Genomic DNA, 25,738 nt, shown 5'->3' with positions numbered 1-25,738 from the left:
TTCATAAAAGAAAGCCTCAGTATTTTTATATACTGAGGCTTTCTTTTATTAAATATTAAAGATTACTTAAACTCCTTTTCGTGGCGTTTGCGTTCATTCTCATCTAAGTAGATTTTGCGTAAACGCATATTTTTAGGAGTTACTTCTACATACTCATCTTTTTGAATATACTCTAAGGCTTCTTCTAAGGAAAACTTAATAGGCGGTGCTAATTTTACTTTTTCATCAGAGCCCGCAGCACGTACGTTAGTAAGTTTTTTAGTCTTCGTTACATTTACTACTATATCTCCACTACGAGAGTTTTCACCAATTACTTGTCCTGTATAAATATCTTCACCAGGGAAGATGAAGAACTTACCTCGGTCTTGCAATTTGTCGAGAGAATAAGGAATAGCAGTTCCTTGTTCCATAGAAATAAGCGAACCATTAATACGTCCTGCTATTTCACCTTTGAAAGGCTGAAACTCCAAGAAACGGTGGTGAATAATAGCTTCACCAGCAGTAGCTGTAAGCAATTGGTTACGCAAACCAATGATACCGCGAGAAGGAATGATAAACTTAATAATCATACGTTCACCTTTGGGCTCCATACTTAGCATTTCGCCTTTGCGAAGGGTAACTAAATCTACTGCTTTACCACTTACATTCTCAGGCAAATCAATAGTAAGTTCTTCTATAGGTTCGCATTTCACTCCGTCAATCTCTTTAATGATAACCTGTGGCTGACCAATTTGCAATTCATAACCTTCACGACGCATTGTTTCAATGAGCACTGAGAGGTGCAATACCCCACGACCATAAACGATAAACTTATCGGCACTATCAGTAGGTTCTACGCGTAAAGCAAGGTTTTTTTCTAATTCACGCTCTAAACGTTCTTTGATATGGCGAGAGGTTACAAACTTCCCGTCTTTACCAAAGAAAGGAGAATCATTAATAGTAAATAGCATACTCATAGTAGGTTCATCGATAGCGATAGTAGGGAGCGCTTCAGGGTTTTCGTAATCGGCGATAGTATCACCAATTTCAAAGCCTTCTAAGCCTGCAATCGCACAAATGTCGCCTGCTTGTACTTCTTCTACTTTCTTACGACCTAAACCATCAAAAATGTGTAATTCTTTAATTTTAGATTTTATGATAGTTCCATCGCGTTTCATCAGTGAAATATTCATACCCGATTTTAGTGTGCCACGGTGTAAGCGACCAATAGCAATACGTCCTGTAAAGGTAGAATAATCTAATGAAGTGATGAGCATTTGTAAGCTACCCTCTTCAATTTGAGGAGCCGGAATATGCTCTACCACCATATCAAGTAGAGGAGCAATACTATCAGTTTTCTTATGCCAATCTTCTGACATCCAGTTTTGTTTAGCTGAACCATATACGGTAGGAAAATCTAACTGCCAATCTTCAGCACCGAGTTCAAACATCAGATCGAATACAGCTTCGTGTACCTCATCAGGAGTACAGTTTTCTTTATCAACTTTGTTGATTACCACAATGGGTTTCAACTTCATCTCTATAGCCTTTTGGAGTACAAAACGCGTTTGTGGCATAGGACCTTCAAAAGCATCAACAAGCAAGAGCACGCCATCGGCCATATTGAGTACACGTTCCACCTCCCCACCAAAGTCGGCGTGTCCAGGTGTATCGATAATGTTTATTTTGATGTCTTTATAAACTACTGAAACATTTTTAGAGAGGATAGTAATTCCTCGTTCGCGTTCGAGGTCGTTATTATCTAATATCAGTTCGCCTGAATCTTGATTTTCGCGGAAGAGAGCGCAGTGGTGTAAAATCTTGTCTACTAAGGTAGTTTTGCCGTGGTCTACGTGGGCAATAATTGCTATATTTCTAATAGCGGTCATAGATATAATTTGTGTTTTAAAAATTTGAGGGTGCAAAATTACGAAGTAATTAGCAATTTAGCAAATTTGTAAATTGACAATTATTGCCTTTTCTGATATTATTGGAATCATTTGGTATTTATTTACTATCTTTGCCCCCTATTCAAACCGTTATGTTTCAATCTATAAAAAAAGAAGCCTTATTGCTACTTCGCGATGTGGGGGCACTTATCATTCTCTTTGCAATGCCATTACTATTAGTGGTAACCATTACACTATTGCAGGACGGAGCTTTTAAGAATATCAGTGAGCAGAAAACAGCCGTTTTGTTAGTGGATAAGGATGGCGGTGAAATTGCCAAAAACATCAGTAAGGGTTTAGAAGGAAGTGCTTTTGAAATGGTGAAAACGCTGGACGGTAAACCTATTGGCGAAGCTATGGCGCGTGAGCAGGTACTGAAAGGCAACTACCTGCTCGCTATTGTAATTCCTGCTGAACTCTCCTCCAGCTTGCAAACTAAAGTGCAACAGAATGTAGAGACGATTATCAGCACTTTTGCAGGTGAGACTGTAACGCCTACTGAAACGGCTTATGCTACCAAAGAAATACGCCTTTATTTTGACCCTACTTTGCAAACTTCCTTTAAGGAGAGTGTGAAGAGTGGTATTGACAAATTGCTATACCAAATAGAAAATCAGTTTATTTATAAAGCCTTTGAGAACCAGTTAGAGGAAGGGGTACGTTTACCTAAAACTGAAGCATTAGTGAGTTTTAGAGAAATCAATCCTAATACGGCTACTGCTGCTATCCCCAACACTACCCAGCACAACGTACCCGCGTGGGCTCTCTTTGCTATCTTCTTCATTACCATACCGCTATCGGCAAGTATTGTAAAGGAAAAAACACAAGGCACAGGACTCCGACTCTTCACGAGTCCCCTACCCTACTGGGCATTACTCACCGCTAAAATCATTGTTTTCTTGATGATTAGCCTATTGCAATTCGCTTTGATGGTAGTAATGGGTGTGTTCGTATTTCCTTACTTAGGTTTACCAATGTTAGAAGTGAGCGGTAAACTCTTACCATTGTTATTAGTCGCGATAGCCTCAGGGCTTTCGGCGATAGGCTTGGGGGTACTCTTAGGTACTTTGGCAAAAACACAAGAACAATCAGCACCTTTGGGAGCTACCCTCACGGTGCTTTTTGCAGCCATTGGAGGTGTGTGGATACCTACCTTTGCAATGCCTCATATTATGCAATTACTTTCTAATATTTCCCCTATGAACTGGGGCTTACAAGCCTTCTACGAGGTATTACTAAGAGGGGACTCTGCGAGTAGTTTATTGCCTAAAATAGGTGCTTTATTACTCTTTTTCATCACTTGCATTCTTATCTCTATTTATTATGACAAAGCCAAAAGAAACGTATAAACCTATGAATTTATCTGAGACTCTTACCATTACTGTACGATTTAGCGAAACCGATCCGCTTGGTATTGTGTGGCACGGCAACTACATCAAATATTTTGAAGATGGACGGGAAGCGTTTGGCAGAAAATACGGTATTTCTTACCTTGATGTAGAGCGCGAAGGCTATGCAACCCCTATTGTGAAGAGCGTATGCGAACACAAGAAAATGGTGCGCTATGGCGAACGCTTGCGTATTGAAACTCACTATATTCCCACTAATGTAGCGAAACTCATCTTTCAGTATTTTATCTACAACGAAGCCAATGAGTTGGTTTGTACGGGAGAAACTGTACAAGTGTTTACTTCTCTAAAAGATAATAACTTATCGCTGTACAAACCTAAGTTTTTTGAAGAATGGGAGAAACAATTGACAATTGACAATTGATAATTATCAAAAAAAACAGCTTTTCTCTTGTTTTTGAAGGTTATTTTTCTTACTTTTGTGAAAATTTCTAAGCACAATGAGAGGAGTTATATATACAGAAGTATTTGTAAAAAAGGTCTATGAAAAATTAACCAATGAAGGGTTTGATACAGACACAAAAAGAAGTTGTATAAATTTTATGTTTTTCACCAAAACAGAGGGAGAGCATCAGTTTGAAATTGGCCTTCGCTATACGAGAAATAGGTTCACAACATACGTAAACTATCGGAATCTCTTAGTTTTAGAGCAGTTGAAAGCATTAGGTATTACCCCTTTTCACAGTGAATTAATAGGGTGTACTTTTTCTGAGATCCCAGACAAATATTCTTTTGGTAGACGTTTGACACCTGAGGAACTTAGAAAACACACTATGATACGCAATAAAGAACCTGAGGAACTTTTTAAAGAATGGGAAGAATATTATAAAACTATTATGATACCTTTTCTCAATGAATGTTATGACATCAAAAAAGTATACAATTGGGTAGTTCAAGAAAATATAGAGACTAAACCTTACCTTTATGACCAATGTCTTTTTTTCTACTTTGTAGGCAAAATGGCAAACATATCTAATGAAGAACTAAAAAAATTATTCGATACATATAGTGAAAGAGTTAAAGAAGGAGCTCCTTACAACTCTTATGAGAAATTTTTACTTCTAAAAAATAAAGTACTAAAAGAATTAAAATGAATAAATTTATTGAAAAATTAGACTTCTACATAAAGTCTTACGATGTAGAAAAAGAACTTTACAAACGTGGGAAAAAATGGCGTAAAAAGGGCTTTCTCACAAAAAAACAATTTATGCAAATTTGCTTGTGGAAATCACGCCGCGCTAAAAAAAGATATGATTCCAACGATGCAACCCTTGTAAAGAAAATCACCAAAGAAGCCTTTGCAGAAAGTGATGAAAAGAAAAAAATAGAGAAGCTTACAGAACTCAAAGGTGTAAGAATCCCAGTTGCTTCTGCAATTTTAAGCGTAACAGATAGTGATAATAACTATCCCATTATTGATGAACGCTGTATGCAAGCTTTAAAGACTCTTTACAAAATTGAATGGAAAGTTATTACTTCTAATAGCTGGCTTAATTATTTAGATTTTATAAGAAAACTTGCAAGAGAACATAACAAAACAGCTCGAGAAATAGAAAAAGGGCTTTTTGCTTTCAATCGAATGGAGTTAGATAAAGATTTAACAAATCTCTATTCTTGAAAATCTTGGGCTGTTACAGCTAAAGTAACACATAAAAATAAGATTTGCTAATAGTTTTTTTGTTTTCATATACAATTTAATTTAACGGTTTGCGTTTATCTACAAATTTCATCGGTTTGCGACTGCCCAACGGATAGAGCTGCTGCTCAATGAGGGCTATATCGCAGAACTCAATCTTAGGTACTACCCTGAGTTTAGCACGGAAGTGATGACTTATTTGCTCGCGAAGAGCTTCAGTAGGGTTTTTTGTCCCTATTTTGATGAGAATTTCATCGGTGAGGATATCATTGGTATTGATTTCTATAATGTAATTCTCTATGGCTTCAAACCCCGTAAGCAAATCCATTAGGGCTGGCGGGTAGAGGGTCGTTCCTTTGTATTTAATCATCTGCTGTTTGCGACCCAGTACAGGGCTCACTCGTGCCGTATGTCGCCCGCACTTACAAGGGGTAGTGTGCATCGCTACTATATCGCCTGTGCGAAAACGCAATAGTGGCATACCTTCCACTCCCAAAGTGGTAATCGTGAGCTCTCCACTCTCACCATCGGGTACGGGGTGACCATCGTCATCTAATACTTCGGTAATGATGAGCTCAGGGTGGTGATGCCCTCCGTGTTGGTACTCACACTCAGTGAAAGTAGTGCTCATCTCGGTAGAAGCATAAGTAGAGTAGAGTTGCAATCCCTGCCATTTTTCGGTAATCTTTTTCGCTAAGAGTGTAGGGCTAAAATCCTGATTGCGCAACGCCTCGCCTATACACACCACTCCCTTTACGGAAGAAGCGCGATAGTCGATACCATTCTTTTCGGCATATTCTATCATTTTCAGCACAAAGGAAGGAACCGCAATAAGGTATTTAGGTTCGTACAATCGGATAGAATCCCATTGCAATTCGGGTATTCCTGCCCCTACCCTAATGATGCTCGCTCCCATTCGGCGTATGCCTAAAAAATAAGCCAATCCTGCCATAAAACGGCGGTCAATAGTGGTCATCAGTTGGACTACATCGCCTTTTTGAATGCCTGCACAAGCTAATGAGATAGCTTCGTTGTACGCCAAACGGTCTAAATCCCTGTCAGTGAGACCGAAAGTAACGGGCGTTCCCATAGTGCCTGAGGTAGAAGCATAGTCTACAATAGCAGTTTTAGGTACGCAGAGAAAAGCATCATTCTCGCGTTGCAAATCGTCTTTATGGGTTGTGGGTATTTTTTGTAAATCGGCAAGGGTGCGGATATCTTCTATACGGATATGGTGCTTGCGGAAGAGATTTTGATAAAAAACCGATTTTTCATTGAGATATTGCAATAGCTCTCGCAGTTTTTCTTCTTGAAAAGCGATAATCTCGGCTTCCGATTGGGTTTCTATGGTTGGAATAAGTGCACTCATTATTTTTGTTAATAAAACTTTGCCAAAGGCTCTAATGCCCGTGTGACTCACACCTTTGGCAAAGTTGTATGTAGATTTCCTTATTTAAAAAGTCGTTTTAAGGAATTTAAGAATCCTTTTTCTACCACATCGATACCGATACCGAAGTTGCTATCAGCCATAGTGTGATAATCTTCTCGAATAGGTTCCAATTTATCTAATGGCAATTCGATATTCGTGAGCGGATTGTACTCTACAATCACCTTACCTGAGTTTTTAGTGATAAACTTTTGGGTTTTATGGGTGAAATACTCGTTTTCGATATCACACTCTTGTACGGTGTATTTTTCCTTAGTATCGATATTCTCATCGGTTTTGAGCTCTATTTCGTAACGCTCGCTATCGAAGTTATGCCAAAAGCTTGCATCGCTGTGCTGGTGTTCACGAATGCTGTTTTTCAACACACTACCATCGTAGTACATCAAGAAACGACGACCTTCATTGTCTATAAAATAAGGCTGTTCAATAGTTGCTTCGTACTTCACTACAAATTCATTTTCCACCTTATCGTCCTTCACTATTTGCAAAGTAGCATCTTTGAATATCTCGCGGAAATCTTTGCCTTTGCGGTCGTTCACATAGTTGAGCGCATAGAACAAGGAGTTGTTCCAGCTGTCCAAACGTTCGTTTTTGTTGCTCGACTTGAAGTAAGCTCGCATAGAGTTTGCACGATTGTAACGATAAGTAGTAAGCAGTTGTATTTTGCCCGTATTACCTTTGGCTTCTAAGGTGATGTGCTCATCTATACAAAAATTGTCGAAATGGGTAGGTTTGCGCACTTGTAACTCTTGGTCAGGCAATATCTCCATAAAGTGACAAAAAGAAATCACTGCGCGTTTCTCCAATTTACCAAACTCATTACGAGCAGTTGCATCTACAAAGTATTCTTTACCTTCGTAATTGATTTTCACCACTACGTGATTGAATGAAAGCAACGAAGGGAGATAGAATTGCAAGTAATAATCAGAATTGTAGTTCACCAATATCACTGAAGCCTCTACACCGAGATAGTTGAGGATAGATTTCAACAATACGCATTTCGCTTTACAATCACCTTGCTTATTTTGGTAAGTAAGTGCAGGTGCTTGTGGTTTGTGTCCATTCATCTCATCGGCGTTGTACACGTAGTAGATGTTGTTTTGCACGAACTCTATGGCATATTGCAATTTCTCATCGAGGGTAGCCATACCGTTGAGTTTCTCCACCAAATCGGGGGCAAAATCAGCAGGTTGTGCTTTGAACACTTCCTCGTAAAGCGGATAGATATAGTTAGAAAGTTCTTTCCAAGTACTATCAGTAGCGAAATCTATAAAAGGGAAGATTTCGCGGTTAGGGTCTACTGGGTTGATGTAGTTTTCTTGTACTATCTCAAATGCCTCTCCTTGCGCTAAGTATTTCACCTGACTTGGGATTACGTTACCCTGCTCGTCGCGGAAGAATACATCTTTATAAGCTACACGCTTGTTGCGATTGTTGATGAGCTTGAAGTGGTATTTACCGTACGCCCAGTAAGTATCGGGGGTTACATATACGTATTTCATAAAGTCCCGACGCAAGAACTCTTTCTCAGTAAATACCTTTTCTTTGGTGTCTTCCAAAATAAGGATATCGTCTAAGTGAAGGTCTTTGATAGAGAAGTTCAGTTTTTTAGAACTGCTGATAATACCACGACCGCTTTGCCCTTCGTTGTCCAATACTTTTATAGTAGTATCAGCTGTTTTGTCAATCAGCTGACCGTTGCGATACACACTGATGCGGTGTATACTGAAATACTCATTTTCTTCGAGTATCATATCATACATCGAAGCACGTTCCAAGTTTTCGGGTTGGGTAAGGGTATAAGCCATCAACGTATAGTCAGAGGCACTATTATCGTCTATTTTGCTGTATTTATGTAAGAAATAGCAGTAGTCACGTCCCTCGTCGGTTTGCTCTCGAGAAAAGTCAGTCTCTACTAAAAGTTTTTCCATTTCACTATCTGAAAGGGAATTTGTCCAATCTCCCGCTTCTACAAAGCGATACAATTCTTTTTCTTCTGTTTGCACTTTTTTAGTTTAGAGTTTAAAATTAAGAGTTATAAGAGTATTTAAGTGGGCACAAAGGTACTACTTTTTTACCGTTCAGCCAAAAAAGTTTATGCCTCCTTCATTCCCAAACCGTTATCAATGGCATACGCCATATTTTCAATGATATGCTTGTGTTTGGTTACAAACGGATTGGTAGTATCCCACACGTAACCTGCGAGTACCGAACATATCTTCTTCTTCACCTCTTCATTTCCTTGCTGATGAAAGAAAAGCGTTTGTAGATTGCCGGTATACCATTCTCTTACATAAGAAGTAAACACCTCTATACCACGTTGCATATACTCGGCGTATTCCTTTTGCCAATCTACTTTTTCACCCGCAAGTTCGCGTTTTACCAATTTAGCCGCCAACATCCCCGATTCGGTAGCAAATGCCACTCCTGAGGAGAACACAGGATCTAAGAACTCGGTACTGTTGCCCGTGAGCACAAACCCTTCGCCAAAGAGTTTTTTCACCGAGCAGGAATAACTTTGTATCTTATTGGGCTTGAACAGAAAATCCGAATGTTCAAAGCGTGCTCGGTAGAAGTCAGAACGTTTGATTGCTTTGCGAAGCGCCTCTTCGGTATCTCCCGAAGCCGACAAAGCGTTGATATAGTGCGTAGGCCCTACAATGCCCACGCTAGTATTGCCGTTAGAGAACGGTATTACCCATAGCCATACTTCACGCTCCAATACATCAAATGAAATAAGCGTACCTTCTTCACCCGCAGGACGTACCTTCCCCTCTTTGATATGAGTAAAAATAGACGAGTGGTCGTCTAACTTCGAAGGCGAATTGAGGTCTAACAAGCGAGGCAACACACGCCCATAACCACTGGCATCAATTACAAATTTAGAGGTAATTTCGCTCACCTCGCCATTAGCGTCTTTCACCGTAGTGACCTGATGGTCGGGGAAGAATTGCACATCGGTAACTTCGGTTTCAAAAGTGAGATTTACCCCTTTTCGAATGACCTCTTGTGCCAAAACATTATCGAAATCTGCACGAGGCACTTGCCACGTCCAATCCCAACCTTTGCCGTACTTCTTGCCAAAATCAAACTGACATACTTGTTCCCCACGAATAAAACGGGCACCCCATTTTACTTCGTACTTTTGGGCTTCCAAGGCTGGCATAAAACCCGCTTCCTCAAAATGATCCATCACACGCGGAATAAGGCTCTCTCCTACTACCAAGCGCGGGAATTTAGTTTTCTCTACCACGCGCACCTTCACACCGTTGTTGTGCAAATAGGCTGCTGATACACAACCCGAAGGACCTGCGCCAATTACCAATACATCTGTTACTTCTTTTTTCATAGATACTCTTTTTTAAAAGTATGGGGACAAATATACTACTTTTTTTGTAAAACTACGCTTCTTCGTCGTGAATAAAGCGTTTTTTAGCCAAAAGTTCTTCTTCTGTTTCTTGGTAGGCATCATCGGGCACACAACAATCCACAGGACATACAGCAGCACATTGGGGTTCATCGTGAAAACCAATGCATTCAGTACACTTGTCCGCCACGATAAAGTAAATATCATCACTGATAGCTTTCTGGGGCTCGTCCGCATCTACTTCTAATCCGCTCGGTAATACCACACGTCCCTTTAAGGTCGTACCATCGCTATAACGCCAATCGTCAGCACCTTCATAAATAGCATTGTTAGGACATTCGGGTTCGCAAGCCCCGCAATTGATACAATCGTCAGTTATTATTATAGCCACTTGAGTTTTATGTTTTTAGTTATGAATTATCAGTTAAAAAGGGTGCAAAGATAATACTTTTATTTCTATTATTCAACAACTACCCATAATCACCTTCTACAAACTCCACTTTTCCTACTATTTTGCAAGTCTTATCCTTCATCATTTCTCCACCTTTTCTTCGTTCATTGTTCGTTCATTGTTCGTTCATTGTTCGTTCATTGTTCGTTCATTGTTCGTTCTTTGTTCGTTCTTTGTTCGTTCTTTGTTCGTCTTTTGTTCGTCTTTTGTTCGTTTATTGTTTATTTGCCTGTCGTGCTACGACCTCACACCGTCATTAACTTGGTATTATTAGCATTTTTGTGACATTATGGTATAAAAAAGACTGCCAGATATTCTCTAACAGTCCTTTTTACCTTTTATCTTTTATCTTTTACCTATTTACCTGAATCCGACCATTCCACCTTCCGCGACACATACATCACAATAGCCAAAATGGTAAATAAACCTATACTTCCCACTAATAAAGCATAACTTTCCAGCTGAATAATCACGTAAATAAAACCGTAGAGTGCTGCTAATGAAAGTCCTATAAAAGTAGGGAACTTCTTGTTTTTCAGTATAGAAACCGAATACAAACTGATAAGTCCTACCGTCATTACCGATGATATAAAGTAAGCAAGTGAGAAACTACTGTGTTCTGTAATCGATATGAGCAAAGTATAGAACAACACCAATGCCAAGCCTATCATTGAGTATTGGAAGATGTGAATCTTTATCTTGCTAATGCTTTGTATCAAGAAGAATATCAAGAAAGTGAGGAATATTACCAAATAACCGTATTTAGTAGCGCGTTCATTCTGCTGATATTGGTCTACGGGAATGATAAAATCTACATCGTAAGTGTATTGCGAAATGTTCGGCAAACTCCCAAACGATTGTTGTGCAAACGGACGGTTGATGTGCAATACCTTCCACGAAGCGTTAAACCCATTGCCGTTTATCTGTTTGGTGTAAGGCAAAAAGCTACCTGTAAAGCTAGGGTTAGCCCAGTTAGAGGTAAGGGTACTCTCGGTAGTCTTCCCTATGGGCACAATAGCTATTTTCTTACTACCGTCGTACTGCACCGTAAAACTAAACGAAGGGTTAGGCAAAAACTCCTGATAGTTGATAAAGCCTGTTTCGAGCGATGCCACCTCATTAGCCTTACTATCATTCTCATAGTAATAATCCTCGTCGTCTTTTTGCTCATAGATAGGTTCAAAAGCGTAATTCTTGCCACCTAATTGAATGCTTACCCCATTCTTAATACTCGCGAGGTTAGTGGTGCGAATGAGAATAGTAGCCTTATCCCAACTGATATCTTCGTTAGGAATTCCTTTGGCTATAAAATTAGGCGCCACATAACTACCCGTAAAGTCCATAGACGCATTAAACACCACCGATTCGTAGTTGTTGCGCTTCTTCACCTCAGTCTTTACATTCGAAGTATTTTTCAGTTCCTCGGGGAAGAAATAAGCGTACTGTGTCTCAAAAGCGTTTTTATTCTTGTCGCTGTACACTTTGTAAGGAATTTTGAGGATAGGTCCATAGAAAAAGACCTCGCGCCCCCACTTGCTATCAATCTCATTGATAACCTCCTGCTGACGTTCTTTGCGCTCTCTCACTAAGTTTTGCACTAATAAGAGCGGAATGAGCAATACCAAAGTAAGTGCCCCAATAAGCACCAAACGAAAAGTGTTTGATTGCCATACATTAGATGTTGTTGATGGTTTTTCTGGATACATAATATTTAAATTTACAATTAATAATTAACAATAAGAAAAGTACTTTGTATTTCAAAGTATGTCTATAAAAAAGAAAGGAGATAATGTTACTCCTTTACGGATTGTCCCCCTTCGGGGGTTCAGGGGCAAATCGACAAATCTGCTAATTTCCTAATTTCCCAATAATCTTCTCGAGTGCATTCAAATGTTCTTGAAAAGCCTCTTTTCCCTTTTCAGTTACCTTATAACTCGTATTCGTCTTCCTTCCCACAAACGATTTTTCAATAGTGATATACTCTTCAGCTTCCAAGGCACGGGTATGGCTTGCCAGATTGCCGTCGGTTACCCCTAAGAGTTCTTTCAGGGTATTAAAGTCGGCACTGTCATTCACCATCAACACCGACATTATCGCTAAGCGAATGCGATGGTCAAAAGCCTTATTGATATGTGCTAAAAAAGTCTTCAATTTTCTTTATCCGTCCCACCCTATATCAGTGATTTCTTTGTCGTCAAAATCTATTTCTAACGAATGGTCAGGGGTGAAAATATCCCCAGCAGATATATGAGCAGCGACTCCTGTACTCCAAACATTCATACGACCTCTATATACCTCTAAAGTATCATACCAATTATCATCAGCTTGAGGTGTATATTCAGTACAATGCTCATTATAATAGCTAAAGAGTGTCTCCTTAGCATCTGAAAGCCACTCTAAGTATTCTTTTATACTATGCAAACAACTTTCTAAAGGAGTATCTTTGTTTACAAAGAATGAAAAATACTCTCCTTCTACCTCTTTGTTAAAAATAACTACTTTTTTCTTTGAGAGTATATACTCGCATTCCGACTTAAAATCTTCTACTTTCTTGAAATCACTAATTTGAAAAGGTTGCTGTTTTTGCTTTGCTCTCAGTTTACGAATATCCTTGATACAAAAAGTGTTGTTATGTGTTTTAGCTTTGTCTGCTAAAACGGAGAACTTGCTTTTCTCCTTATAATTAGTAAGGTCGGCAATACGTGCGAAAGTCTCATAAGCCGAAAGGTGGTATTCTAATAAGGTGTACGTATCAGCGAGGATACGCTCCTCTTCTTTAGTGCGCTGGGTTTTAGCTTGCAAGTCGTACAACAAGTCGTATAATGCGATAGCTCCTTCGTGAGAGCCTCCTGCTTTGCGAAAAGCATTAGAAGCATCTATATAACGTTTTAAGATTTCGGTCATAGTATCATACTCTATTCTACTCCTTTTGTGGATTGTCCTCCTTCGGGGGTTCGGGGGCTCGTTCATATTTGAAGTGCATAATGCCACCATAGAGAATATGGCACACACCAAAGCCCAATGTCCAGAACAAGAGTCCGTAACCAGGGAAATATACCGCTAACAAGCCTAACACAATCTCGGTAATTCCCAAATAATGTACATCTCCAAAGGTGTATTTACTCACGTTCACACACGCCAATCCGTAAAAAATAAGCGTCATTGGCGCAAGCAGTCCGTAGTACCCATTTTTGATGAGCAATACACTGAGTATCCCACCCGTAAGTAGCGGAATAGCAAAGTTATACAAAGCACGTTTGGCGGTAGCATTCACAAGACTTTCTCCACTGCGCTTCGCCTTACGTGCTGAAAACAAGTAAGCCGTCACCAATGAGGCTACAAGCACCGCTAATGCAATTGCCATAATAGCTTTAAAGGTACGACTTTCTATAAGCACATAAGGATAATAGATGTAATGATGTTCCAACAACATATATACTCCTGCTGCACCTATTAGGGCATACACACCTGCCAATACCCCGGAAAGTCCGCTAAGCGAAAGAAAAAGGGTAGACTTACGCATTATCTGGCGTATCTCGTGTAGGTCGTTTAAGTATTTATTCTCTTCCATAATGAAGCACTTTGTGGCGCAAAGTAACGGATAATAATAATAACTACCAAATATTTTTATCACAAATCTTTAAAATATTTTAACTGAGTATTGTAAATGAGTATATTATATATAAATAATCAGTGTTAAAGTCGTGCGACTTTAACACTGATTATGAGAAATAAAAAATAATTTCTTATTCTAATATCCGAAGAGTTCTTCTAATGAAAGCTTTTTAAAGTCTCCTATTTTTTGGAGGTCATCTTTTGAGAGTTTCTTTTCAGAAGCTAAAATCACATAAGTATAAGGTTTTTTAGAGAGATATTTGTCGTGGAAAGCTTTGATGTCTTTCATTGTAATACCATCTACATTTTGATATACTTGCTTGCGTATATCGTCTTTAAGACCCAATTCTTGTGCGGCTAAATAGCTATAAATAATACCGTCTTGTGTAATGCGCTCGGTTTCTATTTCTTGCTTGATTTGTAGTTTAGCTAATTGGAGATTAGCAGGCAATTCAGGCATTGTATTGAGCAGTTCATTCATTGCTTCAACGGCTTCTTTAAACTTATCAGCTTGTGAACCTACATAGGCAAGCATATAGTATTTATCAGCTTTCTTTCTTGGGGAAGCGTAGAACCCATAAGTGCTATATGCCAAAGCTTTACTTTCGCGAATGGTTTGGAATACCAAAGAGCCCATACCCCCACCGAAGTAGTTATTGAACGTACTAATTACAGTGCTTTCAGCCGGATTGAAAGGAACGGTATTGCGTATCCAACGGGTTTCAGCTTGTACCATTTCATAATCGGCAAAGAGTACTTGGTTTTTAGTTTGCTCTACTTGTTTAAACTCTTTTTTAGGAGCTACCTTAGCAAACTTAGCAGGCACTTTATGCAAAGTTTTTAGTTTATTAGTAAGTTCTGAAAGGGTAGCAGGCCCATAATAAATAACTGTTTGCTCTACATTGTTTAGGTTCTTGAGTTTATCTACCAACTCTTTCCCTGTAATAGCCTCAATTTCGGCATCAGAGAAGGTGTAGTTAGATTGGTTCTTAGCCCCATACATTGCGTAATTTGTTAAGGCTTGCATAATAGCATTTCTATTAGCTTTGGCATCTATACGCGATTTAACTACACGCGCTTTCAAGGCTTTAAGCGCTTCTTCATCTACTTTAATATTGGTAATAAAGTCTTCGTAAAGTTTCACTGCTGTCTCAAAGTTTTCTTGCAAACCTTCTATATTTACAGTGGTATACTCTCCACCCGCCGAGATTCTAAAGCTTGAAGCTATTTTATAGAACTCTTTGGTAAGCTGTTCAGCTGATTTTTTATCAGTACCCAAAAACTGACTATAATTAGCAGCCATTGCTAATTTCAAATCATTAAGAGTACCTACTTTATAACGGAAAGTAAGGCGATACAATTCATTGTCTTTGTTTTGCACGTAAAGTATTTCTGCTTTGCCTAATTTTCCTTTTTGTAGGTCTTTATTATAATCTAAGAAAACAGGCTTTACAGGAGTACTTGGCATCTCGTTCACCATTTTCACAAAAGCTGATTGTTTATCGGCATTGGTCTCAACGGGAGTAATAGCCGGTTTTTCAATCTTCTCTACATTAGGGCGAGTTCCTTTCTCTTTATACACAGCTACGTAGTTATTGCCGAGGTATTTATTGGCAAAAGCTACGATATCAGCTTTGGTGAGTTTAGAAAGGTTGTTCACATACGCTACTTGGTCTTTCCAGTCGAGATTATCAGTAAAAGCTGACATTAGCATATTAGCGCGGTTGCCATAAGACTCAGTCCCTTGAATGGTTTGCTTTTTCAAGTTGTTGATGATAGAAGGAATAAGGTCATCATCAAAGTTACCTTTTTTGAGGTTTTCTATTTCCCCCAACATAAGGTCTTTTACTTGTTCTAACGACTGCCCTTGTAGAGGTCTTCCAGAGAGGTATAATACGCCATAGTCTATAAGCGTATAAGCAAAGGCACTTGCCCCAAGGAGTTTTTGTTTTTTTACAAGGTTCAAGTCAATAAGACCTGCTTTACCATTAGTAAGAATTTCTCCTACTAAATCGGCTAAGAGGGCATCTTTATCTTGGTTACCAGGCAAGCGGAATGCCATCGAAACGCTTTCGGCATCGGGTCCTACTACCTTCTTAATAATAGGTGCTGTAATAAGAGCTTCTTTCTCAAAAGTATATTGAGGCACTGCTTTGGGTTGCATATAGCTAAATGCCTTATCAATTTGAGCGATAACAGTATCGGGGTTGAAATCTCCTGCCAATATTACTGCCATATTGTTGGGCACGTAATAAGTATGGAAGTATTTGCGAATTTCTTTCAGTGAAGGATTTTTCAAATGCTCTACTGTACCGATAGTAGTTTGCAAGCCATAATTGTGCTTTTTGAATAGCTCAGAGAAGAGAGTTTCAAACACCTCGCTATTATCGCTATCCAAAGAGCGGTTTTTCTCTTCGTATACAGCTTCCAATTCAGTATGGAAGATACGCAGTACAGGGTTGCGGAAGCGTTCAGCTTGTACAGTAATGTACTTGTTGATAGCATTAGCAGGCACATCGTCAGTATATACTGTTTTTTCAAACGAAGTAAAAGCATTGGTACCTTGTGCCCCCATAGCAGTCATCATCTTGTCATACTCATTAGCGATAGCATACTTACTGGCTACTCCTGAAACCGAATCTATCAGTTTATAGATAGCTTTGCGTTTAGCAGGGTCTTTGGTGTGATTGTACTCTTCGTAGAGGGCGTCGATTTTGTCGAGTTCTACTTTTTCCTTAGCCCAATCAAGTGAACCATATTTATCAGTTCCCTTAAAGAGCAAATGCTCTAAATAATGTGCAAGCCCTGTATTAGTAGCAGGGTCGGTTTTACTACCTGCTTTCACAGCTACATAGCACTGAATGCGAGGTTCTTTATTCGTAGGACTCAAAATAACTGTAAGTCCGTTTTTCAAGGTATAAAACCTTGCATTAGTGGGGTCGTGCGTTACATATTTATAAGTGTAACCGCCTCCTTGAGCTTCTTTCCACTCATAGTTTTGAGCGGAAGCACCGAATGTTATAGCTACTGTAAAGAGCCATAAGAATAGATTCCTTTTTAACATATTTGGCGAATTAATATTTAAACTGTGCAAAAGTAGTAATTTAATGCTCAACTACAAAATACTTCTCGATATTTTTTATCTTTCTTATGCAAATGGTGCTAATACCACTTCCAAACCATCTATTTCAGGTGTAATCGGAATTTGGCAACCTAATCTGCTATTAGGTTTCACGTAAAAAGCCTCCGAAAGCATTGCTTCTTCTTCTGCTGACATCTCAGGAAGCAACACCTCTTCTGCATTCTGAATATAACACTGGCAAGAGGCGCACATTGCCATACCTCCACAGATACCTATCTCGCCATCTTGGGCAATTTCATAAGCACGCATTACCTCCATAAGGTTCATATTCATATCAGTAGGGGCTTCTATTTCGTATAGAAGCCCCTCGCGATCGGTTATTTTAAGATGTATCTCGTTCATTTATTTTGCGGGGAAGTACTCTATTCTGCGAACGCGAGCACAAACGGGCTTGTCGTTCTCAAACATTATAATCTGTGTCCAGTTACCCATTTTATCAAAAGTATAACGGTATTTATAATTGAAATCAGGAGTAGTATAAGCAGTAAGCAAGTTGTGCTCATCATACACTTTGGTCGAGGCTACCCCTTTCCGTGTTTTAATAGTCTGCGTCTCCCCAAATTTGTTAAACATATAATTCGTCTCTATGTAAAAGTTAGGATCGTCATTAGCCGTACAAATGGTCTGTATGAGTTGCCCTGCTTTGTTGTATTTGTGCTGGCATACGGTCTCTTGTCCTGCTTGGTTAATATACGTCGCTTTGGTTAAATTCTTATCCTTGTCGTATTGGTTCTCTGTTTTTAAAAACACATTCTTGTTGAGCACTTTTTCCTCTGTCTCGCTCACTTTGTTCATATTGTTGTATTTATACGACTTCTCTTTGGTGTACTCCGGACGTATTTTCTGTTCCAATACAAGGTTCTTCTGCTCATATCGTTGAATATCTTTCTCCAATGCCGATACACTAGCTACCTTATTCTTCTCAATGCAGTTACCTAAATCGTCGTATTTATACGTGATAGTGATAAGCCATTCATTGGTCACCCCATCATTCTCATCAATCTTTACCAACTGATTCTTCTCATTGTAAAAATACTGTCGGTTCACTGTCAGTTCTCCGTCTCCCAAGGTAAACACCGACTGACTTTTATTGATTTTTCCCTTCTTGTCATAAAAGAAGCGCATTCCTCCAAAAGGTCGATTTTCAGCATTATAGGTTTTAATTTCAAGATTGCGCCCTCCGTTGTCAAACAGATAAGATATATTAGTTTTAGAATACTTCTTTTCGTCTTTTTCCACCTTCCATTCTTCGGAATAAGGAAAAACGTTATAAGTGTTCCCATCAAAGGTTTTAGTACCTTTCGGACTCGCTTCCAGAAGAAATGAATAATCCTCTACTTTCTTTACTTTTCCTTTCAGTTGTAGGGATTTACTACCCAAAGTATCTATTTGGGCGTGTAGCGAAACACTACCTGCCAATAAGACACTTGCTAATAGTACATTTATGTTCTTCATTTTATATTTAGTTATTAGTATTTTAGAAGTAATTATTCCGAATAGTATTCTTGAACAATTTCCTTTACGATATCCATATCCACTGTATCATATTCACTTTTGTCATAAATAACAGCAAAAAGAATATTTCTTGTTTCATCTTTCTCATTTACATTCACGAGAACTTCGTGGGTGATAACACGCCCTCCTCCTCTTTTTCCCTTATTTTTAGAAGTTATTTCAAGACGTATCTTCTTATATCCTTCTCCTAAATCTGTTCCTAAAAGAGGATTTGTCTCTATCTCTGCTTTAAGATTTTCTATATCTTTCTTCAGACTCTTATACTTTTTGCTCAACCTTTTAAGTTCTCTATCAAAAGTAGCAACTGATAAAAATTTACAATTCATTGAGGACTTCATCTAAATCACGCGCTTTCATTTTTCCCTCTCTTACCGCTTTCACTTCTTTCATTCCTTGCAAAAGCATCTTCTTGAATTTTTGTTCTTTAGGTGTGAGCGAACGTTTAGTTTTAGGCAACGCTTCATCATCCTTTGTTTCTGCATACTGTACAAAACTAAGTTTTTTAGCATATTCCACAAAAGCCAATGCTGAAGCACTCGTCTCATTAATAGTTAGTGTTATGGGCATATCCTTTTATTTAATCATTAGTTTTTTTTATTTCTTTTACCTTTTACCTCTTATCTCTTACCTCATCTAAATCGCTTTCACCACTGCCTTTTCAGCCTCTTTCCGAGACCCATCAAAACCGTCTATACCCACTACCGTAGTGTATTTTAACACGTATTTTTTATTAGGGTAAATGCGGTTGTACACACTTTGGCACATTAAGGTCGCTTCGTGAAAGCCACAAAGTATTAGTTTCAGTTTCCCTGGGTAAGTATTCACGTCGCCTATGGCGTATACTCCCTCTATACAAGTTTGGTAGTCTAAGGCATTGTTCACCTTCACAGCATTTCTTTCAATCTCCACGCCCCACGTAGCAATAGGTCCTAATTTAGGAGTAAGTCCAAACAAAGGTATAAAAGCATCAGCTACAAGAGTTTCTCTTTCGCCCCCTTCCTGCTCCAATACTACCGATTCCAAATGCTTTTCTCCACCTAGTCCCACTACCTCATAAGGCGTTTTTAAGTTGATTTTCCCCGCCTCTTTGAGGGCTCTCACTTTCTCAACCGAATCCAATGCCCCTCGGAACTCATTACGGCGGTGCACTAAGGTAACCGAAGCCGTTGCTACTTTCTCGGCTAAGTAAATACTCCAATCGAGTGCAGAGTCGCCCCCTCCGGCTATCACCACGTGTTTGCCTGCGTAACTCTCAGGGTGTTTCACAAAGTAAGCCACTCCCCTATCTTCGTATTGTTCAAGGTTCGGCAGTTCAGGCTTGCGAGGTTCAAAAGTTCCTAATCCTCCTGCAATAGCTACAGCTTTCCCTTTTATTTGGGTGCCTTTATCAGTAGTAACCACAAAAGTATCATCATCATTTTTAGTAAGAGTCATCGCTGTTTCACCAAGCGTAAATTCAGGCTGAAACTGCTTGATTTGCTCCATTAAATTATCCACTAATTCCGAAGCCCCTACACTCGGGTATCCTGGTATATCAAAAATAGGCTTCTTGGGGTACAACTCAGTAAGCTGACCGCCCACCTGAGGCAGCGTGTCTATCAAATGACATTTTAACCTAAGCAATCCTGCCTCAAACACAGCAAACAATCCCGTAGGTCCCGCCCCTATAATGATGATATCCGTTTCTTTCATTCATTGTTATTTTGGGTGCAAAATTACTAAAAAAAACTGAAAAGCAAAAAGCAAAACAGCAAAATAAGTATATTTCCCGTATTTCTATTCACCAAAATACCTATTGATTACCAGCATCTTCTTAATACGCTTTTTGCATACTATCCCATAAGGTTCATCTTTTGTCTCTCTGTCCGTACATTGTTTGTCTTTTCATTATATACCTGTCGTGCTACGACTGCCTGTGCAGCTCGCACCTACCTGTGTGCTCACACTGTCTTACCTTTGTTTTTGCATCGCTACACTCCCTTTTCACAGTGTGGACTTTCCCAAAATTTGAAACTTTGGCAAAGCTGAAAGCTCCCAATAGTCTCTTTCTTACCTCCATTATATCCTTAATTTAAATTTGTTATTTGTTCGTTCATTGTTCGTCTTTTCTTCGTCTTTTGTTCGTTGTAGACCCACTGTAGACCCACTGTAGACCCACTCATCGTTCGTTTATCCTATAAGCTTCTTATAAGCTTTATATAATCCTCTGCCAATTTCTCCATTAACCACTAACCACTAACCATTAATCATTAACTATTAACCTTGCTTCCAAAGTGAATAACAAAGATTTTTAAACTTCTATCTTTTTGGTCAATGAATATTATTTTATTACTTTTGCACCCGTTAAGTTCAATATTGAAACAGAAACCGTTTTTTATGAAACGCACATTCTTAGATTACTTTTTTATCACCCTCAAAGGGCTCGCTATGGGTGCTGCCGATGTAGTACCAGGAGTCTCAGGGGGAACTATTGCCTTCATTTCGGGCATCTATGAGGAGTTAGTCGATTCTATCAGCAAAGTAAACTTACAAGCCTTCAAACTCCTTTTTACAAAAGGGTTAGTTGCTTTCTGGAAACACATCAATGGGAACTTTTTTGTAGCTCTCTTTGCAGGGATAGGTATCAGTATCCTTTCGCTTGCCAAAGGTATGAAATGGTTGTTAGAAAATCACCCCATAATGGTATGGTCTTTCTTCTTCGGACTAATGATTGCAAGTATCTTTTTCCTAACAAAAGAAATAAAACGTTGGAATCTCGCCGCTGTCTTAACTATGATAGTTGGAGGGATTATTGCTTATATTATCACCGTCGTTCCTCCTTTGGTAAATGGCAGTAACCAAAGTATTATCTTTATCTTTTTCTGTGGTGCCTTAGCCATTTGCGCTATGATACTCCCAGGTATATCAGGAGCTTTTGTATTGGTACTTCTGGGGGCTTATCACACTGTTTTAGATGCGCTTAGTTCTTGGAATTTTAAAGTGATTGGCGTTTTTGCTATTGGGGCTATCACAGGTATTCTTAGCTTTTCAAAAGCCTTAAAATGGTTATTTGCTAAATTCCGAAACCTTACCTTTGCAGGACTCACAGGCTTTATTATTGGGTCACTAAACAAAGTATGGCCTTGGAAAGAAACTCTCGAAACAGACCCTACTAATGGCAGTGTGATATGGGAAAAAAGCATATCGCCTTGTGCTTTCAAAACAATCACCAATACCAATCCGCAAATCCTAACCGCTATCTTATTGGCTATTATAGGTTTCTGTGTGATTTACTCTATTGAAAAGTTAGGCGCAAAACGCACTCAAAATTAATATGAAACCATTAGAACGAGGACATAAAAAACTACTCAATGCGTGGGCTTTTTACGATTGGGCTAACTCTGTCTATTCTCTCACTATTGTCTCTACTATCTTCCCTATTTTCTACGGATTGTTATTTCGTATTGCAAAGCTCACCCATATTGAGCTCTTTGGAATGGTGATTAAAAGCACTTCTGTGATTGCTTTTGTAACCGCTTTAGCTTTTGCAGTAGTGGTAGTACTCTCCCCTATCCTCAGTGGTATCGCCGATTACTTAGGGAATAAAAAGAGCTTTATGCGCTTTTTCTGCTATTTAGGAGCTATTTCTTGTGTAGGGTTATATTGGTTTTCCTTAGAACATATTTACTTCGGACTCTTGTGTTATTTTTGTGGCGTAGTAGGCTTTTGGGGGAGTATCGTATTCTATAATTCTTATTTACCCGATATTGCCCTCCCTGAACAGTACGACGCTGTAAGTGCCAAAGGATACAGCTTAGGGTATACAGGTAGTGTATTATTGCTTATTTTTAACCTCATAATGGTAATGAAACCACAATGGGTAGGCTTTACTACTGCTGATGCTGAAACTACTCTCACCACTATGCGCATCTCGTTTATTACAGTAGGAATATGGTGGATAGGTTTTAGTAGTATCCCTTTCTATTATCTCCCCTCTTATAAAAAAGGCAGAGGGGAGTTCAGCAAAAGCATTCTTTTCAACGGTTTTAAAGAACTGCGCAAAGTATGGCAATCTCTCTCAGCTTCTCCTCGTTTGAAGTGGTATCTTATTGCTTTCTTTGTGTACAGTATGGGTGTACAAACCGTTATGCTGATAGCCACTTATTTTGGAGAGCAAGAAATACAATGGGCAAACTCCGAAGAAAGCACTATGGGGCTCATTATAAGTGTACTCATTATTCAATTAGTAGCTATTTTAGGAGCACACCTTACGGTTTTAACAGTGCGCAAATGGGGTAATATTGCAGTGCTCATTGGGCTTAATGTTATATGGGTAGGCATCTGTTTGCTTTCATATTGCGTATATAAACCTACTGAGTTTTATGCAATAGCTATTTTAGTAGGGCTTGTAATGGGGGGCATACAAACGCTATCACGTTCCACTTATTCTGCTTATTTACCCGAAACTAAAGATACTACCTCTTTTTTCAGTTTTTACGATGTAACTGAGAAATTGGGTATTGTAATAGGAATGGGGGTTTATGGTATGATAGACCAATTTACCAATAATATGCGCAATGCTACTATTTCACTAATAGTTTTCTTTGTTTTAGGAATGTTACTGCTTTTTAAAGTGCGAAAAGTAAGTCGTGTAGCTAATGAATGATTATGAAGATATTTTCTGAATTTAGGTTTTTCCTTGAGAAATACGGCTTTGCAGTATCATCGCGTTTAGCCGAGAAGTTGGGAATGCGTGCCAAAGACGTTCGTATTGTTTTTATTTACGGTACCTTTGCCACCTTAGGAGCTTGGTTTGGTGTATATTTGCTTTTAGCATCACTTTTAAGAATTAAAGATTTGTTCTTTGCTAAACGCACCTCTGTATTTGATTTGTAATTATTTTTTTCTTTAAATTTGCACGTTTCAAAAATACTTTGTATATTTGTGCGTTTATTAGAGTATAACTACTAATAACTTCAATCGTAAGTAAAACTAAAATTTATTATATTATGGCAAAAACAGGAAACATATTATTAGGATTGGCAACAGGTGTTGCTATTGGAGTGGGCTTAGGTATTCTCTTTGCCCCTGATAAGGGTAAAGTCACCCGCGAAAAGATTAAAGATAGCGTGAGTGACAAGGCTGAAAAGCTAAAAGAACAACTTGACCGTTTAACTGAGAATGTAAAAGAAAAATCAGCGGAACTAAAAGGTTCTTTAGAGGAAAAAGTAGACACCTTACTTTCCAAATCAAGCTATAAAGCCGAAGACGTGATTACTTTCTTAGAAAAGAAATTAGCCGCCTTAAAAGCAGCTAACGCTAAATTGCAGAAATAAGCACATATGTCTATCCACTCTATCAAAGAAACTTTTGAGGAAGTTCCTACAAAAGCAAGTACCGCTCTCAATTCGCAGATAGCTTACTATAAATTATTCCTTTTTAGGTTTATAGGTAAATCGTCTTACGGACTTATAACCTTTTTTATAGTAGCCTTTACGAGTTTGTTGGTATTGTTCTTTTTGTCTTTCGCCGGAGCGTATGCTATTGGTGAAGCACTTGGTAGCAATGCCTTAGGTTTTGTTATTGTAGGAGCTTTCTATGTGTTGATTGCCGTAATAATATTGGCTTTCCGCAAAAAACTTATTGAGAAGCCTCTATTAGAAAAACTCTCTGAAATCTATTTTAAAGCTGAACCCGATGACGAAGAATAAAATCTATAGCTCTTTCGAAGAAATTGATAACGACCTTAAAATACTGCGCTTAGAAAAGGAAATAGACCGACTATCTCTTACCAATCAAGTATCGGCAGTGGCAGAGAGTTTAACACCTAAAAACTTACTCGCTCATACGTGGCTTTCTTTTTTGTATAACGAAAGAAGATGGCTAAACTTAGCTATTGAATACGCTATGTTTTTCCTTTTCAGAAGAAAACGCAAATAACCCACTTATAACTTACAATGAGACATAGCCTTGTAAAGAACCTCGATTGGACTTCAGTAATACTATACTTACTATTGGTAATGTGTGGTTGGATAGCTATCTTTTCCACTACTTACAGCGACTTAAATGTTACTTCTATCTTCGACCTCAATCAGTTTTACGGAAAGCAGTTGCTTTTTATTGGGCTTAGTTTCTTGCTTATTATCTTTATCTTAGCCATAGATAGCAGGTTTTATATCAACTTTTCAGTAATATTCTACATCATTTCTATTATACTATTAGCCGGACTGTTTATTTTTGGTAAAGAGACAAATGGAGCTAAAGCTTGGTATGCCTTTGGATCAGTTACGGTACAACCCAGTGAGTTTGCTAAAGTAGCTACAGCTCTTGCCTTTTCGCGTTATGTGAGCGATATCCACACCGATATTCGCCGTACTCCTGACCTCTTACGGGCTATTGCAATTATTTGTATTCCTGCCGTACTCATCTTATTACAACCCGACGTAGGGAGCTTATTGGTGTTCTTTTCATTAGCTTTTGTACTTTTCCGCGAAGGTATGCCCTCTGCCCTACTCTTCTATCTATTTTTCTCAGGAGTAGTATTTGTTTCCTCACTAAAGTTTGGAACAACTTTCACTCTGTTTGCTTGTGCAGCTTGTATTGGATTTTACGGCTTTTGGCATAAGAGAAAAACAAAACGCATTCCGTTTCAAAATATATTTATCTTATCGGTTATATGCTTGCTTACGGCGTTTGTTACGCACCCAGTATACGATAACGTACTCAAACAACACCACCGCAATCGTTTGAACTTATGGCTACGTCTTGAAACTGACCCTCAGAAGATAGCTGCAATGAAGCGCGACTTTGCCTATAATACTAATATGGCTGAATCGGCGATAACCTCAGGAGGTACTTTTGGGAAAGGTTTCTTGGAAGGTACTCGTACCAAAGGTAGCTTTATCCCTGAACAACATACCGACTATATCTTCACGACCGTAGGTGAAGAATGGGGCTTTATGGGTACTGCCTTAGTGGTCATACTCTTCTCATTTTTACTATTGCGACTTATAGTACTTGCCGAGCGACAGAAATCTAAGTTTAACAGGGTGTATGGGTATTGTGTGGTATCAATACTGTTTGTGCATTTCTGTATCAATGTCGGTATGGTGATTAGCTTAATTCCTACCATTGGGATTCCGTTGCCTTTCTTCAGTTACGGAGGTTCTGGGCTTTGGGCGTTTACTATTCTGCTGTTTATCTTCTTACGATTAGATGCTAACAGACTGAACGATTGGATTCGATAATA

Annotated in this window: 26 protein-coding genes; 11 read left to right on the top strand and 15 right to left on the bottom strand. The window is 38.8% G+C overall.

The annotated features are described in order from the left end of the window. Window positions 1–62 precede the first annotated feature (62 nt). Window positions 63–1,868, bottom strand: coding sequence for a translational GTPase TypA (typA, locus tag HMPREF1320_RS07290; RefSeq protein WP_009418049.1), 1,806 nt, complete (start codon window positions 1,866–1,868; stop codon window positions 63–65). A gap of 152 nt (window positions 1,869–2,020) precedes the next feature. Between typA and HMPREF1320_RS07285 the strand changes: the two genes are divergently transcribed. The 4 genes from HMPREF1320_RS07285 (at window position 2,021) to HMPREF1320_RS07270 (ending at window position 4,955) form a co-directional block, all read left to right on the top strand. Then, entirely contained in the window at window positions 2,021–3,277 is a 1,257-nt protein-coding gene (locus HMPREF1320_RS07285; protein ID WP_009417933.1) for an ABC transporter permease, read from the top strand. Further along, a complete protein-coding gene (locus HMPREF1320_RS07280; protein WP_034554339.1) occupies window positions 3,252–3,701 on the top strand; it encodes an acyl-CoA thioesterase in 450 nt (149 codons plus the stop codon). Before HMPREF1320_RS07285 ends, HMPREF1320_RS07280 begins: the two co-directional genes overlap by 26 nt. Window positions 3,702–3,777: 76 nt before the next feature. Beyond that, window positions 3,778–4,431 carry a hypothetical protein gene (locus HMPREF1320_RS11685; RefSeq protein WP_232207539.1) on the top strand — a complete coding sequence of 218 codons (654 nt, stop codon included), beginning with the start codon at window positions 3,778–3,780 and terminating at the stop codon, window positions 4,429–4,431. Then, window positions 4,428–4,955 (top strand): hypothetical protein, encoded by a 528-nt coding sequence (locus tag HMPREF1320_RS07270; protein ID WP_009418101.1) that lies wholly within the window; start codon window positions 4,428–4,430, stop codon window positions 4,953–4,955. The genes HMPREF1320_RS11685 and HMPREF1320_RS07270 overlap by 4 nt, the downstream gene beginning before the upstream one ends. Before the next feature lie 76 nt (window positions 4,956–5,031). Here the strand turns inward: HMPREF1320_RS07270 and HMPREF1320_RS07265 are convergent, their stop codons facing one another. The 14 genes from HMPREF1320_RS07265 to HMPREF1320_RS07200 all read right to left on the bottom strand — a co-directional run bounded on the left by HMPREF1320_RS07265 (window position 5,032) and on the right by HMPREF1320_RS07200 (window position 20,202). Next, on the bottom strand, window positions 5,032–6,342 hold the full coding sequence (locus HMPREF1320_RS07265; RefSeq protein WP_009418028.1) for a phenylacetate--CoA ligase family protein: 1,311 nt from the start codon (window positions 6,340–6,342) through the stop codon (window positions 5,032–5,034). A gap of 80 nt (window positions 6,343–6,422) precedes the next feature. Continuing rightward, window positions 6,423–8,426 carry a hypothetical protein gene (locus HMPREF1320_RS07260; RefSeq protein ID WP_009418081.1) on the bottom strand — a complete coding sequence of 668 codons (2,004 nt, stop codon included), beginning with the start codon at window positions 8,424–8,426 and terminating at the stop codon, window positions 6,423–6,425. A gap of 89 nt (window positions 8,427–8,515) precedes the next feature. Then, window positions 8,516–9,769, bottom strand: a complete 1,254-nt coding sequence (locus tag HMPREF1320_RS07255) for an NAD(P)/FAD-dependent oxidoreductase (RefSeq protein ID WP_009418120.1) — start codon at window positions 9,767–9,769, stop codon at window positions 8,516–8,518. A 52-nt stretch (window positions 9,770–9,821) separates the two neighbouring features. After that, window positions 9,822–10,178, bottom strand: coding sequence for a 4Fe-4S binding protein (locus tag HMPREF1320_RS07250; protein WP_002672952.1), 357 nt, complete (start codon window positions 10,176–10,178; stop codon window positions 9,822–9,824). A 416-nt stretch (window positions 10,179–10,594) separates the two neighbouring features. Then, entirely contained in the window at window positions 10,595–11,944 is a 1,350-nt protein-coding gene (gene creD / locus HMPREF1320_RS07245; protein ID WP_009418068.1) for a cell envelope integrity protein CreD, read from the bottom strand. A 142-nt stretch (window positions 11,945–12,086) separates the two neighbouring features. Next, window positions 12,087–12,389 carry a winged helix-turn-helix domain-containing protein gene (locus HMPREF1320_RS07240; RefSeq protein WP_009418140.1) on the bottom strand — a complete coding sequence of 101 codons (303 nt, stop codon included), beginning with the start codon at window positions 12,387–12,389 and terminating at the stop codon, window positions 12,087–12,089. 6 nt (window positions 12,390–12,395) lie between these two features. Beyond that, the gene (locus HMPREF1320_RS07235; RefSeq protein ID WP_009418038.1) at window positions 12,396–13,142 is read right to left on the bottom strand and encodes a hypothetical protein; all 747 of its coding nucleotides are present in this window, start codon (window positions 13,140–13,142) and stop codon (window positions 12,396–12,398) included. Window positions 13,143–13,158: 16 nt separating this feature from the next. Then, window positions 13,159–13,809, bottom strand: coding sequence for a hypothetical protein (locus HMPREF1320_RS07230; RefSeq protein WP_009418013.1), 651 nt, complete (start codon window positions 13,807–13,809; stop codon window positions 13,159–13,161). 180 nt (window positions 13,810–13,989) lie between these two features. Then, window positions 13,990–16,917 (bottom strand): M16 family metallopeptidase, encoded by a 2,928-nt coding sequence (locus tag HMPREF1320_RS07225; protein WP_009417958.1) that lies wholly within the window; start codon window positions 16,915–16,917, stop codon window positions 13,990–13,992. Window positions 16,918–17,001: 84 nt separating this feature from the next. After that, window positions 17,002–17,337, bottom strand: a complete 336-nt coding sequence (locus HMPREF1320_RS07220; RefSeq protein ID WP_002672959.1) for a 2Fe-2S iron-sulfur cluster-binding protein — start codon at window positions 17,335–17,337, stop codon at window positions 17,002–17,004. Beyond that, window positions 17,338–18,450: an RHS repeat protein gene (locus HMPREF1320_RS07215; protein ID WP_009418019.1), complete on the bottom strand. Its 1,113-nt coding sequence runs from the start codon at window positions 18,448–18,450 to the stop codon at window positions 17,338–17,340. A 32-nt stretch (window positions 18,451–18,482) separates the two neighbouring features. Beyond that, window positions 18,483–18,836 (bottom strand): hypothetical protein, encoded by a 354-nt coding sequence (locus HMPREF1320_RS07210; RefSeq protein ID WP_009417976.1) that lies wholly within the window; start codon window positions 18,834–18,836, stop codon window positions 18,483–18,485. Further along, window positions 18,826–19,077, bottom strand: coding sequence for a hypothetical protein (locus HMPREF1320_RS07205; protein ID WP_009417916.1), 252 nt, complete (start codon window positions 19,075–19,077; stop codon window positions 18,826–18,828). The genes HMPREF1320_RS07210 and HMPREF1320_RS07205 overlap by 11 nt, the downstream gene beginning before the upstream one ends. Window positions 19,078–19,143: 66 nt before the next feature. Next, the gene (locus HMPREF1320_RS07200; protein WP_009418138.1) at window positions 19,144–20,202 is read right to left on the bottom strand and encodes an NAD(P)/FAD-dependent oxidoreductase; all 1,059 of its coding nucleotides are present in this window, start codon (window positions 20,200–20,202) and stop codon (window positions 19,144–19,146) included. Window positions 20,203–20,886: 684 nt separating this feature from the next. Between HMPREF1320_RS07200 and HMPREF1320_RS07195 the strand changes: the two genes are divergently transcribed. The 7 genes from HMPREF1320_RS07195 (at window position 20,887) to rodA (ending at window position 25,736) form a co-directional block, all read left to right on the top strand. Beyond that, window positions 20,887–21,822: a DUF368 domain-containing protein gene (locus HMPREF1320_RS07195; RefSeq protein ID WP_009417979.1), complete on the top strand. Its 936-nt coding sequence runs from the start codon at window positions 20,887–20,889 to the stop codon at window positions 21,820–21,822. A gap of 1 nt (window position 21,823) precedes the next feature. Further along, entirely contained in the window at window positions 21,824–23,155 is a 1,332-nt protein-coding gene (locus HMPREF1320_RS07190; protein ID WP_009417929.1) for an MFS transporter, read from the top strand. A 2-nt stretch (window positions 23,156–23,157) separates the two neighbouring features. Beyond that, complete coding sequence (locus HMPREF1320_RS07185) at window positions 23,158–23,385, top strand: hypothetical protein (RefSeq protein ID WP_012796932.1); 228 nt, start codon at window positions 23,158–23,160, stop codon at window positions 23,383–23,385. Window positions 23,386–23,498: 113 nt separating this feature from the next. Continuing rightward, the gene (locus tag HMPREF1320_RS07180; protein ID WP_009418037.1) at window positions 23,499–23,825 is read left to right on the top strand and encodes a YtxH domain-containing protein; all 327 of its coding nucleotides are present in this window, start codon (window positions 23,499–23,501) and stop codon (window positions 23,823–23,825) included. A 6-nt stretch (window positions 23,826–23,831) separates the two neighbouring features. Next, window positions 23,832–24,200: a phage holin family protein gene (locus HMPREF1320_RS07175; protein WP_009418021.1), complete on the top strand. Its 369-nt coding sequence runs from the start codon at window positions 23,832–23,834 to the stop codon at window positions 24,198–24,200. Beyond that, window positions 24,187–24,429 carry a DUF6327 family protein gene (locus HMPREF1320_RS07170; RefSeq protein WP_009418069.1) on the top strand — a complete coding sequence of 81 codons (243 nt, stop codon included), beginning with the start codon at window positions 24,187–24,189 and terminating at the stop codon, window positions 24,427–24,429. Before HMPREF1320_RS07175 ends, HMPREF1320_RS07170 begins: the two co-directional genes overlap by 14 nt. Window positions 24,430–24,446: 17 nt before the next feature. Beyond that, entirely contained in the window at window positions 24,447–25,736 is a 1,290-nt protein-coding gene (gene rodA, locus HMPREF1320_RS07165; protein WP_009418146.1) for a rod shape-determining protein RodA, read from the top strand. Window positions 25,737–25,738: the final 2 nt, after the last annotated feature.

This window comes from Capnocytophaga sp. oral taxon 335 str. F0486 (genome assembly GCF_000277665.1).
GTDB classification, from domain to species: domain Bacteria; phylum Bacteroidota; class Bacteroidia; order Flavobacteriales; family Flavobacteriaceae; genus Capnocytophaga; species Capnocytophaga ochracea.
The sequence above is the reverse complement of the archived record's forward strand: the minus strand, read 5'-3'. Positions and strand labels throughout refer to the sequence as shown.